The 15,527-nt window shown below is 71.1% G+C and carries 14 protein-coding genes and 1 pseudogene; 3 read left to right on the top strand and 12 right to left on the bottom strand.

Annotation, left to right across the window (positions count from 1 at the left end):
* Positions 1–193 precede the first annotated feature (193 nt).
* The 4 genes from ACJ512_RS28395 to ACJ512_RS28380 form a co-directional block, all read right to left on the bottom strand.
* Positions 194–1,915 carry a transposase gene (locus tag ACJ512_RS28395; protein WP_407689781.1) on the bottom strand — a complete coding sequence of 574 codons (1,722 nt, stop codon included), beginning with the start codon at positions 1,913–1,915 and terminating at the stop codon, positions 194–196.
* A gap of 247 nt (positions 1,916–2,162) precedes the next feature.
* Positions 2,163–3,884 (bottom strand): transposase, encoded by a 1,722-nt coding sequence (locus tag ACJ512_RS28390; protein WP_461479915.1) that lies wholly within the window; start codon positions 3,882–3,884, stop codon positions 2,163–2,165.
* A gap of 63 nt (positions 3,885–3,947) precedes the next feature.
* On the bottom strand, positions 3,948–4,247 hold the full coding sequence (locus ACJ512_RS28385) for a hypothetical protein (RefSeq protein ID WP_461479914.1): 300 nt from the start codon (positions 4,245–4,247) through the stop codon (positions 3,948–3,950).
* Positions 4,244–4,633 (bottom strand): hemophore-related protein, encoded by a 390-nt coding sequence (locus ACJ512_RS28380; protein ID WP_407685971.1) that lies wholly within the window; start codon positions 4,631–4,633, stop codon positions 4,244–4,246. The genes ACJ512_RS28385 and ACJ512_RS28380 overlap by 4 nt, the downstream gene beginning before the upstream one ends.
* A gap of 175 nt (positions 4,634–4,808) precedes the next feature.
* Here ACJ512_RS28380 and ACJ512_RS28375 point away from each other — a divergent pair, with 175 nt between their 5' ends.
* Entirely contained in the window at positions 4,809–7,097 is a 2,289-nt protein-coding gene (locus ACJ512_RS28375) for a peptidase (RefSeq protein ID WP_407685972.1), read from the top strand.
* On the opposite strand, the gene ACJ512_RS28370 is transcribed toward ACJ512_RS28375, so the two are convergent.
* The 3 genes from ACJ512_RS28370 to ACJ512_RS28360 are packed head-to-tail and all read right to left on the bottom strand — an operon-like array spanning position 7,072 to position 10,384.
* Positions 7,072–7,578, bottom strand: coding sequence for a hypothetical protein (locus ACJ512_RS28370; protein ID WP_407685973.1), 507 nt, complete (start codon positions 7,576–7,578; stop codon positions 7,072–7,074). The genes ACJ512_RS28375 and ACJ512_RS28370 overlap by 26 nt on opposite strands.
* Positions 7,565–9,550, bottom strand: coding sequence for a putative alpha/beta hydrolase (locus ACJ512_RS28365; RefSeq protein WP_407686029.1), 1,986 nt, complete (start codon positions 9,548–9,550; stop codon positions 7,565–7,567). Before ACJ512_RS28365 ends, ACJ512_RS28370 begins: the two co-directional genes overlap by 14 nt.
* A 39-nt stretch (positions 9,551–9,589) precedes the next feature.
* The gene (locus ACJ512_RS28360) at positions 9,590–10,384 is read right to left on the bottom strand and encodes a rhomboid-like protein (RefSeq protein WP_407685974.1); all 795 of its coding nucleotides are present in this window, start codon (positions 10,382–10,384) and stop codon (positions 9,590–9,592) included.
* Positions 10,385–10,538: 154 nt separating this feature from the next.
* Between ACJ512_RS28360 and ACJ512_RS28355 the strand changes: the two genes are divergently transcribed.
* On the top strand, positions 10,539–11,750 hold the full coding sequence (locus tag ACJ512_RS28355; RefSeq protein WP_407685975.1) for a cytochrome P450: 1,212 nt from the start codon (positions 10,539–10,541) through the stop codon (positions 11,748–11,750).
* On the opposite strand, the gene ACJ512_RS28350 is transcribed toward ACJ512_RS28355, so the two are convergent.
* The gene (locus tag ACJ512_RS28350) at positions 11,747–12,301 is read right to left on the bottom strand and encodes a TetR/AcrR family transcriptional regulator (RefSeq protein WP_407685976.1); all 555 of its coding nucleotides are present in this window, start codon (positions 12,299–12,301) and stop codon (positions 11,747–11,749) included. The genes ACJ512_RS28355 and ACJ512_RS28350 overlap by 4 nt on opposite strands.
* A 64-nt stretch (positions 12,302–12,365) precedes the next feature.
* Here ACJ512_RS28350 and ACJ512_RS28345 point away from each other — a divergent pair, with 64 nt between their 5' ends.
* Positions 12,366–12,752: a PPOX class F420-dependent oxidoreductase gene (locus tag ACJ512_RS28345; protein WP_407685977.1), complete on the top strand. Its 387-nt coding sequence runs from the start codon at positions 12,366–12,368 to the stop codon at positions 12,750–12,752.
* On the opposite strand, the gene ACJ512_RS28340 is transcribed toward ACJ512_RS28345, so the two are convergent.
* The 4 genes and pseudogenes from ACJ512_RS28340 to ACJ512_RS28325 all read right to left on the bottom strand — a co-directional run bounded on the left by ACJ512_RS28340 (position 12,749) and on the right by ACJ512_RS28325 (position 15,512).
* The gene (locus ACJ512_RS28340; protein WP_407686030.1) at positions 12,749–13,111 is read right to left on the bottom strand and encodes a WS/DGAT domain-containing protein; all 363 of its coding nucleotides are present in this window, start codon (positions 13,109–13,111) and stop codon (positions 12,749–12,751) included. The genes ACJ512_RS28345 and ACJ512_RS28340 overlap by 4 nt on opposite strands.
* Positions 13,005–13,640, bottom strand: a pseudogene (locus ACJ512_RS28335) (wax ester/triacylglycerol synthase domain-containing protein); the annotation flags it as partial. The gene ACJ512_RS28340 and the pseudogene ACJ512_RS28335, both read right to left, overlap by 107 nt.
* Positions 13,641–13,834: 194 nt before the next feature.
* Complete coding sequence (locus tag ACJ512_RS28330) at positions 13,835–14,806, bottom strand: NAD-dependent epimerase/dehydratase family protein (RefSeq protein ID WP_407685978.1); 972 nt, start codon at positions 14,804–14,806, stop codon at positions 13,835–13,837.
* 4 nt (positions 14,807–14,810) lie between these two features.
* Complete coding sequence (locus tag ACJ512_RS28325) at positions 14,811–15,512, bottom strand: cutinase family protein (RefSeq protein ID WP_407685979.1); 702 nt, start codon at positions 15,510–15,512, stop codon at positions 14,811–14,813.
* Positions 15,513–15,527: the final 15 nt, after the last annotated feature.

The following is a 15,527-nucleotide window of genomic DNA, read 5'->3' as shown; positions in this document are numbered from 1 at the left end:
ACCAGCCACCTAGGTGGCTGGTGTCGAACGGCCATTGTGGGGGCGCTGGTTGACCGGTCGGGCTATTGGGCGATGCTCGTGTGGTCGTGAGCGGTTCCTAGCTCAGGTGAATTCGGTTGTCGGGATTGGCGATTCCGTTGCTTGGCTGGTCTACAGGCGGTCCTGGTGGGCCGGTTGGCATCGCCGACCGGCCTCAGGTCGTGGCGGCGGCCCAGTTTGCGCCTTCCCGGTGTAATCCGAGCACACCCAGGCGTGCGAGGTTGATCGCGGCGGCCAGCAGGGAGAAATCGGCGGCGACCTTGGTGGTGCCGCGCACGCGCGCACGGCGGCCGCCGTGGCGGCGGCGCATCAGGTGGCCGATCTTGCGTTCCACTTTCGGCCGGGTGGCCTTGTAGTCGGCGACCCAGCCCGGATCTGCTTGGGTGGTGCGAGCACGGGTGAGTTCGGCCTCGTAGCGGCTGATCGCGATGGTGCGCCCGGCGGTTGAGCTGGTGCACTGCTCGGCCAGTGGGCAGCAGGCGCAAGCCGGGCCGAACACCGCGTTGCCGCCGCCGCCCTTGGCCGGGCGGATCGGCACGGTCACCGCGCCCGGGCAGGTGACCGTGCCGACGTCGAGGTCGATGACGAAGCGGTCCTTGGCGTAGCGGCCACCCGGCGCGGTCGGTGGCTGCACCTTGGTGAAGATTTCCGCGCCCGCGGTTTCCAACACGGCCAGCAGTTTGCCCGCACCGTAGGCGGCGTCGCCGTAAACCGCCGGGCATCGCTGGTCTTGGGCTCCGCACACGCTGGGGGCGCTCCCGTCGCCATCACCATCACCGACCGCGCTGGCCGCGGTCGTCGTGCCAGCACTTGCACCGAGGCTCGAGTCGTCCTGAGGATCAACGCAATCTCCGTCGGCGGTGTTGGTGTCGCTGGTCACCGGAGTGGGTAGGTCGCCGGCCAGCAGGTCGGTGGCGGGTTGGGCGTCGCCGGCGTTGCCGGCGGTGACTTCGGTGGCGGTGATGATCTCGGCGTCGGGGTCGATCGCGATGTGACCCTTGTATCCGTCGAAACCCCGCGCGGAGGTCTTGTGGCCGTGGCGTGCCTGCGGGTCCACCGTGGAGATCACCCGATCGGCGGCCACACGGCGCGCGATGCGGAATATCCCGTCGGCGGCGTCTTGGTCGAGGTCCTGGCCGACCACGGTGGCCAACAGTTTGGCCGCCTTGTCCACCTCGGGCTTCAGCGCCTGCTCATCCAGGCAGGCCAGCAGCGCAGACGCGTCGCGGGCCAGCGCGTCCACCAGCGCCTCGCGCGCCGCCACGTCGTCGTAGTCACACACCGGTTTGCCGGCGCTGACGTAGTCGTCGTCGCGGGACAGCCGCGCCCGCAGCGCGGGTTGCAGCTCCGCGCCGGCGACCGCCAGCAGTCCCCGGATCGCCGAGCGGATCAATGTGACCGTGTCCATGGTGGCCACCGCGTCATACAGCGGGGTCGAGTCCAGCACCCGCTTACGGCCCACCAGCCCGGCCGCCTTGGCCGCTTGCAGGGTGACCTCAAAGATCCGGTCCGGGCGATCCGAGCGGGCCAGCCTCGCGCGCATGTCCACCAACACGGTGTGCACAAACCCCGGATAATCGAAGTCCAGCCCGCCCGCGGCATACTTCCACCGCGCGTCGAACGCGAACCGATCCACCGCCTCCCGATCCGAAAGCCCCTCGATGCGCTGCAACACCATCACCACCGCCACAATCATCGGCGGCACGCTGCGCCGGCCGACATCGGTGAACAAGTCGGCGAACATTTCATCGCCGAACAAGTTGAAGCACTCCCGGTGCAGCACGCTGTAAATCGAGTCCGGCGCCACCCGGCCCTCGCAGAAATCCACCGTCGACCGCCACAAATCCGCCTGTTTCGGCGTCAAACCCAAACTCACCCAACCATTCTCGCCGACCGCACCCGATTACCCGGTCAACGCCACGCGAAAAACACCAGCCACCTAGGTGGCTGGTGTCGAACGGCCATTGTGGGGGCGCTGGTTGACCGGTCGGGCTATTGGGCGATGCTCGTGTGGTCGTGAGCGGTTCCTAGCTCAGGTGAATTCGGTTGTCGGGATTGGCGATTCCGTTGCTTGGCTGGTCTACAGGCGGTCCTGGTGGGCCGGTTGGCATCGCCGACCGGCCTCAGGTCGTGGCGGCGGCCCAGTTTGCGCCTTCCCGGTGTAATCCGAGCACACCCAGGCGTGCGAGGTTGATCGCGGCGGCCAGCAGGGAGAAATCGGCGGCGACCTTGGTGGTGCCGCGCACGCGCGCACGGCGGCCGCCGTGGCGGCGGCGCATCAGGTGGCCGATCTTGCGTTCCACTTTCGGCCGGGTGGCCTTGTAGTCGGCGACCCAGCCCGGATCTGCTTGGGTGGTGCGAGCACGGGTGAGTTCGGCCTCGTAGCGGCTGATCGCGATGGTGCGCCCGGCGGTTGAGCTGGTGCACTGCTCGGCCAGTGGGCAGCAGGCGCAAGCCGGGCCGAACACCGCGTTGCCGCCGCCGCCCTTGGCCGGGCGGATCGGCACGGTCACCGCGCCCGGGCAGGTGACCGTGCCGACGTCGAGGTCGATGACGAAGCGGTCCTTGGCGTAGCGGCCACCCGGCGCGGTCGGTGGCTGCACCTTGGTGAAGATTTCCGCGCCCGCGGTTTCCAACACGGCCAGCAGTTTGCCCGCACCGTAGGCGGCGTCGCCGTAAACCGCCGGGCATCGCTGGTCTTGGGCTCCGCACACGCTGGGGGCGCTCCCGTCGCCATCACCATCACCGACCGCGCTGGCCGCGGTCGTCGTGCCAGCACTTGCACCGAGGCTCGAGTCGTCCTGAGGATCAACGCAATCTCCGTCGGCGGTGTTGGTGTCGCTGGTCACCGGAGTGGGTAGGTCGCCGGCCGGCAGGTCGGTGGCGGGTTGGGCGTCGCCGGCGTTGCCGGCGGTGACTTCGGTGGCGGTGATGATCTCGGCGTCGGGGTCGATCGCGATGTGACCCTTGTATCCGTCGAAACCCCGCGCGGAGGTCTTGTGGCCGTGGCGTGCCTGCGGGTCCACCGTGGAGATCACCCGATCGGCGGCCACACGGCGCGCGATGCGGAATATCCCGTCGGCGGCGTCTTGGTCGAGGTCCTGGCCGACCACGGTGGCCAACAGTTTGGCCGCCTTGTCCACCTCGGGCTTCAGCGCCTGCTCATCCAGGCAGGCCAGCAGCGCAGACGCGTCGCGGGCCAGCGCGTCCACCAGCGCCTCGCGCGCCGCCACGTCGTCGTAGTCACACACCGGTTTGCCGGCGCTGACGTAGTCGTCGTCGCGGGACAGCCGCGCCCGCAGCGCGGGTTGCAGCTCCGCGCCGGCGACCGCCAGCAGTCCCCGGATCGCCGAGCGGATCAATGTGACCGTGTCCATGGTGGCCACCGCGTCATACAGCGGGGTCGAGTCCAGCACCCGCTTACGGCCCACCAGCCCGGCCGCCTTGGCCGCTTGCAGGGTGACCTCAAAGATCCGGTCCGGGCGATCCGAGCGGGCCAGCCTCGCGCGCATGTCCACCAACACGGTGTGCACAAACCCCGGATAATCGAAGTCCAGCCCGCCCGCGGCATACTTCCACCGCGCGTCGAACGCGAACCGATCCACCGCCTCCCGATCCGAAAGCCCCTCGATGCGCTGCAACACCATCACCACCGCCACAATCATCGGCGGCACGCTGCGCCGGCCGACATCGGTGAACAAGTCGGCGAACATTTCATCGCCGAACAAGTTGAAGCACTCCCGGTGCAGCACGCTGTAAATCGAGTCCGGCGCCACCCGGCCCTCGCAGAAATCCACCGTCGACCGCCACAAATCCGCCTGTTTCGGCGTCAAACCCAAACTCACCCAACCATTCTCGCCGACCGCACCCGATTACCCGGTCAACGCCACGCGAAAAACACCAGCCACCTAGGTGCACCCGCTCACACTGATTCGCCGGCCGAAGTTGGCGCACACAGTCGGTCCGGGCGGTGGCGGCGGTGGTGGCGGATAGTCCCCGGGCAGCGGCGCGTAGTCGGCCGGCGGCGGGGCATAGGTGCCGATCGTGTCCGCAACGTTGGTGCACCCGCTCACCGAAATGCGCCTGCCGACGCTCGCGCAGACGTCGGCGCGGGCCACGCCGGAGGGCTGCATGACGGCCCACGCCTCGGGGATCGCGGTCAGAGCAAACACGGCGATCCCCGCCGCGGCCCAATACCGCGGCGTCATTGCGCACCCTCCGCACTGAGCAGCGGAGTCCAGTTGCAGCGCTGCCTGATGTCGACCATCGGCTGCCGGATGTTCTCGAGGTCGGCCTGCTCCTCCGGGTTGGCGCCGAAGTAGTTCTGCACGTCGTCGCGGATCTGGCCTTTCGGCTGGTCCTGAAGGCCGGTGTAGAACTCGTTCACGTCGGGGTGGGTGAACAGGTAGGCCGACAGCGCCGCCGCGACGCCGGCCGCGACCCCGGCAACGTCGGCGGCCGTGCAGTTCGGCGGCCGGGGCGTCGCATCGGCCGCGGCGGTCGCCGCGGTGGCACCGAGCAGCGCGCCGCAAACCGCGCCGGCGGTCAGCGCGCCGACCACGGCGCGGCGCCGGATGAGTGTTGAGGGGAACATGACTGGCTCCTTCACGGGGCGATCGATGGTGTCGTCCCCCCGGGGCCAGCTAACCAGATCGGGGTAGCTGCGTGCGCGCGATACACGATGCCGGGCGGCGCCGGCGTTTTCTCACTCATTCCTCAACATCGGGAGAACATCGGCCGCCGCCGTGGCGGGTAGTCCCCACAACGACATGAGGCTGCCGATCGACTGGGTGACGCGGCTGCCCGGCTCCGTTTTCGACGTCGCGGTGTTGCCCCTGCGCACCGCGCGCCGTCTGGCCGGCGGCGCGGGGCCGCGTGGCGGCGAGGAACCCGCGACCACGGCGGCGCCGGTCGTGGTCGACGGCATGCCGGAGGGTGTGCCGGATGCGGCCCGGCGGCCCGAACCACCGCTGCCCGCACCGCAGGGCTGGCCGTTCGGCGAGCACTTCCCGCGCACCTGCGGCACCGGACGGATGGCCGCGGGTGCGGTGTTCTGGACCGATTTCCTCCACGACGACCACGGGGCGGGCGGCACCCGGATCACCATGCCGCCCGGACGCATCGTGCCGCCCAAGGGCACCTACCTCTATCCGGAGGGGCCCGCCGCCGGCAACGGGGCCGACATCTTCCGCGTCGCCGTCGGGCTCACCGACACCCACACCTGGTGGCGGATCGACTGGAACACCCTGCAGGACCCGTCGGTGCCGATCGGGCTGTTCGCGTTCGACACGGGGGCCGCCCCGGGCGGCGACGGGCACTGGCCGGCCGGGGCGGGGGTGCGCTCCCCGGGCGTCGACTCCGCGTTGCTGGTGTCCGGGGCGGGCGCCTGGCTGATCGACCTGGCCACCGGGGCGAGCACCGCGGTCGGGCACAGCGTCGACCGGGAGGCGCGGTCGTTCCTCGCCCAGGTCCCGCGCGCGCTGGCCGAGCCGGCCGGGACCTGGACGGTGCGGCTGGTGGCCGGTCTGGCCGACCCGACCGGTGACGGGTTCGCCGACGTGCCGGCCGAGCGCGGAGCGCAGTCGGGTCAACCCAACGTGTACAACGTCGCCTTCCGCCGGCACGACCAGGAACCCGTGCGCCACAACTTCTGGATGGATCAGGCGCAGGCCGCCGCGCTCGCCGACGGCGACGTGTCGCGGTTCGGCCTCGTCGTGGCGTGGGACGAACTCGCGGCCGGCGCGACAACCGCGGAGCCGGTGGTGACCGGCATCTCGACGCGCTGGTACGTCTCCTCGCTGGAGCTGGGCCAGGGGGTGGCCGAAGCGGACTTCCTGGCCACCGAGCCGCACTTCCTCGGCCGTGTCCAGCCCTACTCGGTGTGCCTGCCGAAAAGCTTCGCACCGGGGCGCACGCTGCCCCTGACCCTGCTGCTGCACTCGATCGCGATGGGCCAGAACCAGTTCGCCGCCGTCGATCCGCAACTGCTGGAACAGATTTGCGAGAAGCGCGACTCGGTGGTGGTCACCCCGCTGGGGCGGGGCCCGGCGTGTTGGTACCTCGACGAGGGTGAGCTGGACTTCTGGGAAGTCTGGGCGCGCGCCGCCGAGCAACTCGGCACCGACCCGAACCGCACCGTGATCGCCGGCTTCTCGATGGGCGGCTATGCGGCCTACCGGCTGGGCCTGACCTATTCGAGCGTGTTCGCGCAGGCCGTCGTGCTCGCCGGGCCCCCGACGTGCGGCATCCGGCTGCTGCCCGGAATGGACATCGCGGCCGATCCCGACCCCGACTCGCACTGCGCGCGGGAGGGTGAAACGTGGCCGCTGCTGCGCAACGCCCGATGGTTGCCCTTCGTCATCGCCCACGGCGTGCTGGACGAGTTCGTGCCGATCCCGTCGGTGCTGCAGCAGGTGTTCCGGCTCGACCGGCTCGGCTACCGTTACCGCTTCACCGTCTACCCGGCCGAAGACCATGTGGCCCTGGCGCTGCAGGGCAAGTTCGATGACGCGGTCGCCCACATGGGCACGGCGACCCGGATGGCCGACCCCGGCCGCATCAGCTTCGCCTGGTACCCGCAGCTGTCGCGCCCCGGGCTGGGCGTCGGGCCGCACCGGGTCTGGTGGTTGTCGGAACTGCGGGCCACCACGCGGACCGCGGCGCGCCGCGGCGGCGTCGCCGTCGTGGAGGCGCGGTCCTACGCGCGGCCCGATCAGACGTTCCGCACCCACCGCCGCGGCGGGCTCATCATGAACTTCAACCCGACGCCCGGGGTGTACGCGCAACGCTCCTGGCGGTTCGGGCGCCGCGCGCAACCGCGGCCCCGCCTGACGCTGCGGCTCGACGGCGTCGCCGCCCTGACCGTCGACACCGCCCGGGCCGGGCTGGCCGCCCTGCCCTGCGCCACGATCACCGTCTCCACCGACGACCCGGCCACGATCACGCTGGACCGGTTGCCGCCCGGCACCGAGGTGCGGATCGGCGACACCGTCACGGGTGCGGCGGTCGCCGTTCCGGCGGGCCGGCACCGGATCACCCTTGCCGCAGTTGATCTTTGATGCTGAAGCCGTTGCTGTCGGCGCGGTGGTCGGACATGTTGCGGCACTCGCCGAAGAGCTGGACCGCCCCGTCGGCCCCGGTGAAGGGGCTCACGCCGATCCGGGCCAGCACACCGTCCCGGTGGATGGCGGTTCCCGTGGCGGGCGCCCAGCCGTCGGCCACCATGGTCGTGGCGATCCGCGCGAAGTAGGCGTCGTGGTCGACGCCGGGCGGCACGGCGAACGTCATGTCGACGCGGCCGCGGTACGGCGGCTCGCCCTGGTCGTTGCAGGACTCCCAGCTGAAACCGCCCGAAGGGTCTTGCAGGCCGGCAACTTTCGCGATCTGGCTGGCCGCGTCGACAACCTGGGCGATGGCCTGCCGGTCGGACAGCGGGGAGTCGGGCTCCTGCCCGGACGGAGACATCGACGCACAACCTCCCAGCACGACGGCCACGGCGGTCAGCGCCGCGAACCGGCGCGACCGGCTACCTGAACTCATGGTCGCGGGTGACGGAGTCGGAGCCGCGATCCCATTCCGGATCGCCGGTGAAAGGTGCGCGGATTTCGATGTGCGGCAGCGGGATCGTTCCGAAGGGCGTGCGCACCTCGCGGGGCGTGGCTATCCGTTCTTCGTCGCGGGCGGCGGCCAGCATCCCTTCGCCGCCCAGGGCATCGCCGTGACCGGTGCTGATCTCGGTCATGTTGTGCAGCGCTTCGCCGCCCACGTCGTAGTAGTGCGAATGGTCGTCGAACCACGGCACGGCGCTGGGGGAGCCGGCGACCTCGGCCCGGAAACGCACCGACCCGAAGCCGTCGTGCGCGGGGTCGGGGCCCAGGCCGGCCCACGGCCCGAACGGGCCGCCGAGCAGGGCGTTGAGCGCGTTGGGGGCGGCGCTGCCCGATTCCCCGATCCAGCTGATCGCGTCGGTCGAGGCGGCGCCGACGTAGAGCCGGCCGCCGCGCAGCCGCAAATCCGCGGCGCTGTGCGCCAGATCGGTTCCGGGACAACCGATCAGCACGGCGTCGTCGGCGTGCATGCCGCTGTTGGCGAACGCGTCGGCCACCGTCGTCGCACCGTAGGAATGGCCGATGACGGTCACGTGCGCCGGGACGGGGCCGTCATGGGTGACCGCCAGGCCGTTGACGTCGGCGGCCAGCAGCCCGCCGCCCTGGCGCGCCAGCCACGGTGTGCCGACCTCCCGCAGCGTCGCGGGGTCCAGGTCCGGAGCGTCGTAGCCCATCCACGCGAGCACGGCGGTGGACCGGGTGCGGTCGGCTCTCAGCGCCTGGTCGTAGAGGTTGACGGCGTCGTTGTGCCCGTCGTAGAGCCAGCCCTTCTGCACGCTGCTGTTGGTGCCGGGCACCACGACGGCGACGTTGTGGGCCGTGTCCGGGTTGCCGATCGCGATCGCCGCCCTGCCCTTGCCGTTGAATGCCGCCGGGTCGTAGGCCCAGAGCAGGACGGGCCGCGGATGGTCGGGGTCGGGCCCCTCGTCGTGCCCGACGCCCTGGTCGGTCTTCACCGCGTTCCGGTAGCGGGCGACGTCGGCGGCCGAAAGCCCGTACCCGCCGGGGCGGGCGAGCAGATCGTCGTCGCGGTCGTGCAGCACGGCGTCGCGCAGGCGCCGGGGTGAGATGCCGCGCGCGCGGCCCGCATCCTCCACCCTGCTCAGGTCGTCGTGCAGCACCGCCCGGTTCACCGCGTCGCGCACCTCGGCCGGCATGCCGTCGAGGTTGCCCAGCCCGGGCGGGTGGGCCGCGATCAGGCGCTCCCTGTCTTGCGTGCCGAGCGAATCCCACCACCTGCGCACGTCTTCGGGCGTGGTGCCGGCCGACGGCTCGGGGCCGTCGAGGGCCTGCAGCGGCGACGCGTCGTAGCCGTCGCCGCGCACCGTGGCCAGCGCGGTGCGCAGGGATCCGGCGTAGTCGTCGCGCAGGGACCGCAGCGCGCCCAGGGCGGCCCGGGTGTCGTCGATCGCGTCGTCTTCGCAGGCGGTGATCAGGGCCTCGAGATCGCTTCGGGCGGAGGGCGTCAGGCCGGGATCGCGTTCGAGTTCGGCGGCCTGCCCGATGAGGCGGTCGAGTTGTGGCAACCGGGATTCGAGGGCCGCGATCTGCCCGGCCGCGCCGCGCTGCGCCTCGGCCAGCGCGGCGGCGACGTTCTCCAGGTCGACGCCGATGGCGGGCAGCCGCAGCGACTGCGCGCCCAGCACCGCGGCCGCCCGCGCGACCTCGGCCGAGGCGTTGATCGGGTGATCGCCGTCGCGGTGGTTCCAGGCCGCGTCGAAGCGGCCGCGGGCCTGCGTGAACGCCGCGTCGGCCTCGGCGGTGCAGCGGCCGGCGGCGTGGAACGCCTCGGCGAGGCGCGAGATCTGCGCCGGGCTGCCGGCCTGCAGGCCGCGATCGATCGCCCACGGGTCACCGCCCGCTTCGGCGATCAGCGCGGCGAGGCTTATGCAGCGGAGCCGCATCGCTGTCATGGCCACCCCTTTTGAGCTGGCCCAACCCTACTACCGTGCGGCGCCGGCCCGGGTGCGCAAGCGGCACCGGCTGTGGGTAACGGCCTTTCCGGCCAGGCCGGCGCACACCGCCCCCGCCAGTGCGGCGACCGGTGCCGTCACCGACGGCCCCGCCAGCACGCAGAAGCCGAAGACCACACCCACGGCCAGCAGTACCACGTGCAGGACCGTCCAGCGGGTCATCGCCGGCAGGCGCGCCGACAGGCCAATGCCCAGCAGCAGCGCGACGACGTGGCCGACGCCGGTGAAGCCCGCGGCCGGGGCCGCCGCCACCGCGGCGCCGATCCACCAACCGGCCCAGGCCGCCCGCCGGCGTGACGGCATCGCCGCCGTCAGCGCGCCGAGAACGCCCACGGCGCCGTAGCTGATCCCCACGTCGCTGGCGTGCGCCACCGAGCCCGGCAGCCATCGCGTCTCGACCGCGGCGACCAATCCCGCCGCGACGATCAGGGTGGCACCGACATGGCCGACCACGAACGCGAGCAGCACACCCCTGCCGCGCCAGGCGAGTTCGCCCAGAGCCAGCAGGCACACCAATCCCGGCAGCCACACCACGAGGCCGCCGCCGCTGTCGACGAACGCGCTGCCGACCAGGGTGGTGACCCGGCCGTGCGCCAGGTTGTGCAGGTTGGTGCTCATGCGGCTCACGGCGGCCTCGCGCGCGTGCCGGCCGAGCGCGGTCAGTGTGAGCGACACACCGGCCAGCGCGACGGCGTAGGCCAGCGTGACGCGCACCGCCCCGGCGCCGGACAGCAGGCGGGCGGTCACAGCCGTGGGAGAGCCCATGCTCCCACCATGGCGGCGCGCCGCCCGGTTGGCGAGGCCCTTAACGCATGTTTCACGCCCGGGTCATCATTCTTCACACCCGGGCGGTGCTTGACGCCGGCGCGGCCGGCGCGCAAGACTGGGCGATCGCCCAGGAGCCGGAAGCGAGGTTGCCATGGCGGGCCCGACCGTCACCGACGACACGGCCGTGTACTACGACCCCTACGACGTCGGCATCATCGCCGACCCCTACCCGGTCTACGCGCGGCTGCGCGAGGAAGCGCCGGTCTACCACAACAAGCGGTACGACTTCTGGGCGCTGTCAAGGCATTCCGATGTCGAGCAGGCGCTGGCCAACTGGGAGGTTTTCTCCAGCCGCCGCAGCGACATCCTCGAGTTGGTCCAGTCGGAGTACGAGATGCCCGGCGGGGTCATGATGTTCCAGGACCCGCCCGAGCACACCAGGCTGCGCGGGCTGATGTCGCGGGTGTTCACCCCGCGCCGGATGGCCGCCCTCGAAGACCAGATCCGCCGGTACTGCATCCGGTGCCTGGACCCGCTGGTGGGGTCGCCGGGCTTCGACATCATCGCCGAACTCGCGTCCATGATGCCGATGCGGGTGATCGGCATGCTGCTGGGAATCCCGGAGTCCGAACAGGTTTCGGTCCGCGACGCCAACGACGCCAACCTGCGCACCAAACCGGGTGCACCGCTGCGGGTCGCCGACGCCGAGTCGATCGCCGACGGCCGGATCTATGCCGACTACGTCGAATGGCGGTCCAGGAACCCGTCCGACGACCTGATGACGACGCTGCTCAACGTCGAGTTCGACGACGAGCGCGGCGTGCGGCGCAAGCTGACCCGCAAAGAGGTGCTGCACTACACCCAGGTCGTCGCCGGTGCGGGCAACGAGACGACCGGCCGGCTGATCGGCTGGCTGGCCAAGGTGCTCGCCGAGCATCCCGACCAGCGCCGGCGGATCCACCGGGACCGGTCGCTGCTCAACCGCGCCGTCGACGAGACCCTGCGGTTCGAGCCCACCGGGCCGCACGTCGCCCGCTGGCTGGCGCGCGACTTCGAGTGTTACGGCACCACGGTTCCCGCCGGCAGCGCCGTGCTCCTGCTGTTCGGCGCCGCCAACCGCGACCCGCGCCGCTACGCCGCTCCCGACACGTTCGACATCGGCCGCGACAACATCTCCCACATCACGTTCGGCAAGGGCGTGCACTACTGCCTCGGCGCGAACCTGGCCCGCCTGGAGGGCCGCGTGGCGCTCGACGAACTGCTCAACCGCTGGCCCGAGTGGGACATCGACTACGCCACAGCCCAACTCGCGTCCACCTCGACCGTCCGCGGCTGGGAGCGGCTGCGGGTCGTGTTGCCCTAACGCGGCATCTCGAAGCGGTCGAGGAACCGGTTGACCAGGGCGACGGCCTCCCGGTGGCCGGCGCTGCTGCCCAGGCCCTGCTCGAGGATCAGGGTCCGGCCGACCGCCGCGATGACGACCGCGAGGCCCGCCGGCGGGAACTCCCCCGGGTCGAGGCCGTGCTCCCGGACGATGGCGTCCAGCGCGGCGGTCTGCGTCTCGCGCCACCGCTCCGACCAGGCGGCGATCTCGGTGCGGATCTCCTTGCGGTGGTTGGCAAGTCCCATGAACTCCAGCAGCAGCCGGGTGTCCTTGGGTTCGGTGAGCGTGTCCCACAAGGCGTGCAGCGGCCGCTCGGCCGCCAGCGCCCGCTGCTGGCGCTCGAGGTAAGCGGCGGCGCCGCGGCGGAATACGGCCAGGAGCAACTCGTCCATGCTGGGGAAGTGGTAGTGCACCAGGGCGGGTCTGACGCCGGCCCGGGCCGCGACCCGACGCGACGTGGCCGCGGCGTAACCCTCCTCGACCATGATCTGACTCGTGGCCTCGATCAGCAGGTCCCGCGTGGTGGCCATCGACAAAGACTGCCACAGCGGCGCCCGAGGATTAGAAAGGCGTGCGATCGGGAACTGTCCCGGCGTGACCACCAGTTTCCAGGACGTCATCAAGTCCAAGTACCTGCTGTTGACGACGTTCACCAAGGACGGCCGGCCCAAACCGACCGCGATCTGGGGGGTTCCCGAGGGGAACAAGCTGCTGGTCATCACTGACGACGCGTCGTGGAAAGTCAAGCGCATCCGCAACACCCCCCGAGTGACGATCGCCCGGAGCGGATCGCTGGGCAAGCCCAAAAGTGATGCCGTCGAAGGGGTGGCCCGGGTGCTGCCCAAGTCCGAGACGCGGCGCGTCTACAACGCCGTGCTCAAGCGGTACTGGTACCACGCCTGGTGGTTCTATGCGCACTCGCTCGTGCGCGGTGGCATCGACAAGGTCCACGTCGGACTCGAGATCGAGCCCGCCGCTTAGTGTTTCGAGACCGATACGGTGCTTGCGGCCCGCTTCAGCTCCGCGTAGGCCTGCGCCGTGTGCCGGGTGAGTCGCGTGAGGTCGCCGAGCGCCGCGGCGTTGGCGACGAACCCGAAATCCATGCTGTCGTGGTAGGACGCCAGCGTGGCGTTGAGCCCGATCGAGGCGGCCAGCGCGGATACGGGGTAGATGCCGAGCAGCCGTGCACCGTTGAGGTAGCGGGGTTCCTTGGCGCCGGCGACGTTGGAGATGACGAGGTTGCACGCGGGGTGCGCGATGCGGTCGAGGTGCGTGGATGCGCCCAGCCCCGCGAGCGCGACGAGTCCGACCGCGTAGGTCATCGCCGCCTCGGTCGACATGCCGGCCAACTCCTTCTTGGCCGCGGCGACCGAGTGCACCACGTGGTGGAGCCGCGATCCGCTCTGCGAGTGGCGTGGACGGGTGCTGCGGCGGCGCCGGTGTGTCGAGCGCGAAGCCGGGGATGGGCACGGTGGGCCGGTCGGACGTGCTCAGCCCCGCATAGATTCGCTGCAGGCCGGATTCCCCGTCGATGATCGAGTGATGAGTCTTGGTGTATATCGCGAACTTCCGGCCGGGGACCCCGTCGATCACCCAGAAGCGAAAAAGCGGCCGGTCGTGGTCGAGCATCGGTTCGTGCAGGTCGGCGACGAGGTGCAGCAGGTCGTCGTAGGTGGCGCCGGCGGGCAGCGCCAGATGCCCGATGTGGTAGCGCTGGTCCCAGCCCGCGACTTCCCGGAAATGGGGTCCGCCGCGGCCCACGATCTCCGGCACGTAGTTGAACGGCGGCGACGGCGGGTATGCCCGCAACTCCTCGACGATGTCCCGGACGATCGGCGCGCGACCGGGCGGCTTCTGGAACAGCATCATCGCCCCGACGTGGGTCGTGCCGGTGGGCGACTCGATCAGCAACCATGAAAGATCTAGGGCTGGAATCGGTTTGGTCATTGCGGACTCCTACCGCCCGTCGGGAATCGCAAACGGTATCGCGATGTTCCTCCCGGCGGCTATGCCCGACGAGGGCATTAGGGCCCGTTGCGGAAGCCTTAAGTCCTAGCGCGCGGTCACAGCGCCGCGATGGTGTCCGTCAGGGTGTCGCGCGGATCGCGCCAGACGATGCCGAGGTCGCGCTCGCTGGGCGAGTCGTCCGACGCCGGCATCTGGGTGTAGTACTGCATGCCCGCCGCGGTGAACGGCGTGTCGAACGGCAGCAGCCGGCCCGCCCGGTCCAGGACCGCGCCGGCGACGCGCAGCGCGACGTCGGGAACCGGGACGGCGACCATCGGGGTGCGGCCCGTCTGCCCCAGCATCGCCGCGAGGTCGGCGGCCGGGACCCGGTGGCCGCCCGCCATGTAGCGGCGCGGCCCGCGCCCGGGCTCGAGCAGCGCCGCGTGCAACGCCGCGACGTCGCGGACGTCGACGACCAGCCACGCCGCACCCCGGCCCGGGATCGCGTGCATGCGCAGCGCGACCCGGACGCCCTCGCCGGCCTCGCCGAACTGGTCGCCCACCGGCGGGCCGAGCACCATGCCGGGATAGGTGATGTTCACCGGCGCGCCGGCGTCCTGCAGCCCGCGGGCATAGATCTCGACCTGCGCCTTGGAGGTGCCGTACCCGTCGGACCCGCCGACCACCGGCAGGTCCGCCGACAGGGTGTCCAGGCCGGGGTGGAACAGGGCGGAGAAGCTCGACACGTGCACGATCGGATCCAGGCCCAGCTCGACGGACTGACCGAGCACGTTCTGCGCGCCCTGCATGTTGGTGGCCAGCATCGCCGCGGTCCGCCGCGGATCGGTGGCCACCAGGGCGGCGCTGTGCACGACGGCGTCACAGTCGCGCAGCGCCTCGCGCACCGACACCCGGTCGGTGATGTCGCCGACCGCGAAGTCCGACACGTCGACGCCCAGCCGGGCGACGGTCGTCTGCAGCTTGGCGGGGGTGCGGACCAGGAACCGGATGGAGTGCCCGGCGTCGGCTACGGCCTTGGCCGTCCACCCGCCGACGAATCCCGTTCCGCCCGTGACGAGTACGTGCATGGGACTACAGGTGGCCCGCGGCGAATTGGGCGGCCTGCTGAACCATGCCGTTCACCGTGTAGGACATGTGGGCCGCGGGATTGCTGCCGTCACCGCAGACCGAATCGCCCTGCGCGCACAGTTCGATGGTCTTCGGTCGGTACAGCGGCCCGATCACGATCACCGGCGCCCGGTACTGCTTCATGAACTGGTCCGAGGGCGTCCCGAACATGGTGACCGCCCCGACGTGGTTGGCGACCTGGGGCGGCATCGGCTTGGGCACCTCGGAGGCCGGGACGCCGGGCGGCACGGATGCCGAGGTGACGAACCCGGCCACCGCGGCGCCCTGGGAGTACCCGCCCAGCACCTCCTTGGTGTTGGGGCAGTTGGCCGCCGTGGATTCGACGTGGGAGCTCGCGTCGCGCACCCCCTCGATGAATCCGGCCGGGAAGTCGGGGTTGGAGAAGTCGGTACTCGCGGGATAGCTGACCGCGTAGACACCCAGCGTCCGCGCACCGATCTGCGGGCGCAGCGCATCGACGAACGACCGTCCGACCCCGCCCAGCCCGGGCGGCTCCCCGGAGCCGCGGGCGAAGACCACCTCGACGTCGGGACACGGGCCGGCGGCCGCGGGGGGCGCGGGGCAGCACAGCGGGGCGGCCGCCGTCGCGACGGCCACCACCAACGGGCGAAATATTGCGCTGCGAATTGAGTCGAAAACGTTCATCGGGCGGTGCGGTGA

The sequence above is a fragment of the Mycobacterium cajalii genome (genome assembly GCF_045809005.2).
Lineage (GTDB): Bacteria > Actinomycetota > Actinomycetes > Mycobacteriales > Mycobacteriaceae > Mycobacterium.
The sequence above is the reverse complement of the archived record's forward strand: the minus strand, read 5'-3'. Positions and strand labels throughout refer to the sequence as shown.

Excerpts from the sequence above, each read along its gene's own strand:
- ACJ512_RS28380 (WP_407685971.1), bottom strand. The coding sequence starts at position 4,633 with ATGTTCCCCTCAACACTCATCCGGCGCCGCGCCGTGGTCGGCGCGCTG.
- ACJ512_RS28365 (WP_407686029.1), bottom strand. The coding sequence starts at position 9,550 with ATGCGGCTCCGCTGCATAAGCCTCGCCGCGCTGATCGCCGAAGCGGGC.
- ACJ512_RS28360 (WP_407685974.1), bottom strand. The coding sequence starts at position 10,384 with ATGGGCTCTCCCACGGCTGTGACCGCCCGCCTGCTGTCCGGCGCCGGG.
- ACJ512_RS28350 (WP_407685976.1), bottom strand. The coding sequence starts at position 12,301 with ATGGCCACCACGCGGGACCTGCTGATCGAGGCCACGAGTCAGATCATG.
- ACJ512_RS28330 (WP_407685978.1), bottom strand. The coding sequence starts at position 14,806 with ATGCACGTACTCGTCACGGGCGGAACGGGATTCGTCGGCGGGTGGACG.
- ACJ512_RS28370 (WP_407685973.1), bottom strand. The coding sequence starts at position 7,578 with ATGAGTTCAGGTAGCCGGTCGCGCCGGTTCGCGGCGCTGACCGCCGTG.
- ACJ512_RS28385 (WP_461479914.1), bottom strand. The coding sequence starts at position 4,247 with ATGACGCCGCGGTATTGGGCCGCGGCGGGGATCGCCGTGTTTGCTCTG.
- ACJ512_RS28325 (WP_407685979.1), bottom strand. The coding sequence starts at position 15,512 with ATGAACGTTTTCGACTCAATTCGCAGCGCAATATTTCGCCCGTTGGTG.
- ACJ512_RS28375 (WP_407685972.1), top strand. The coding sequence starts at position 4,809 with ATGAGGCTGCCGATCGACTGGGTGACGCGGCTGCCCGGCTCCGTTTTC.
- ACJ512_RS28355 (WP_407685975.1), top strand. The coding sequence starts at position 10,539 with ATGGCGGGCCCGACCGTCACCGACGACACGGCCGTGTACTACGACCCC.
- ACJ512_RS28340 (WP_407686030.1), bottom strand. The coding sequence starts at position 13,111 with ATGTCGACCGAGGCGGCGATGACCTACGCGGTCGGACTCGTCGCGCTC.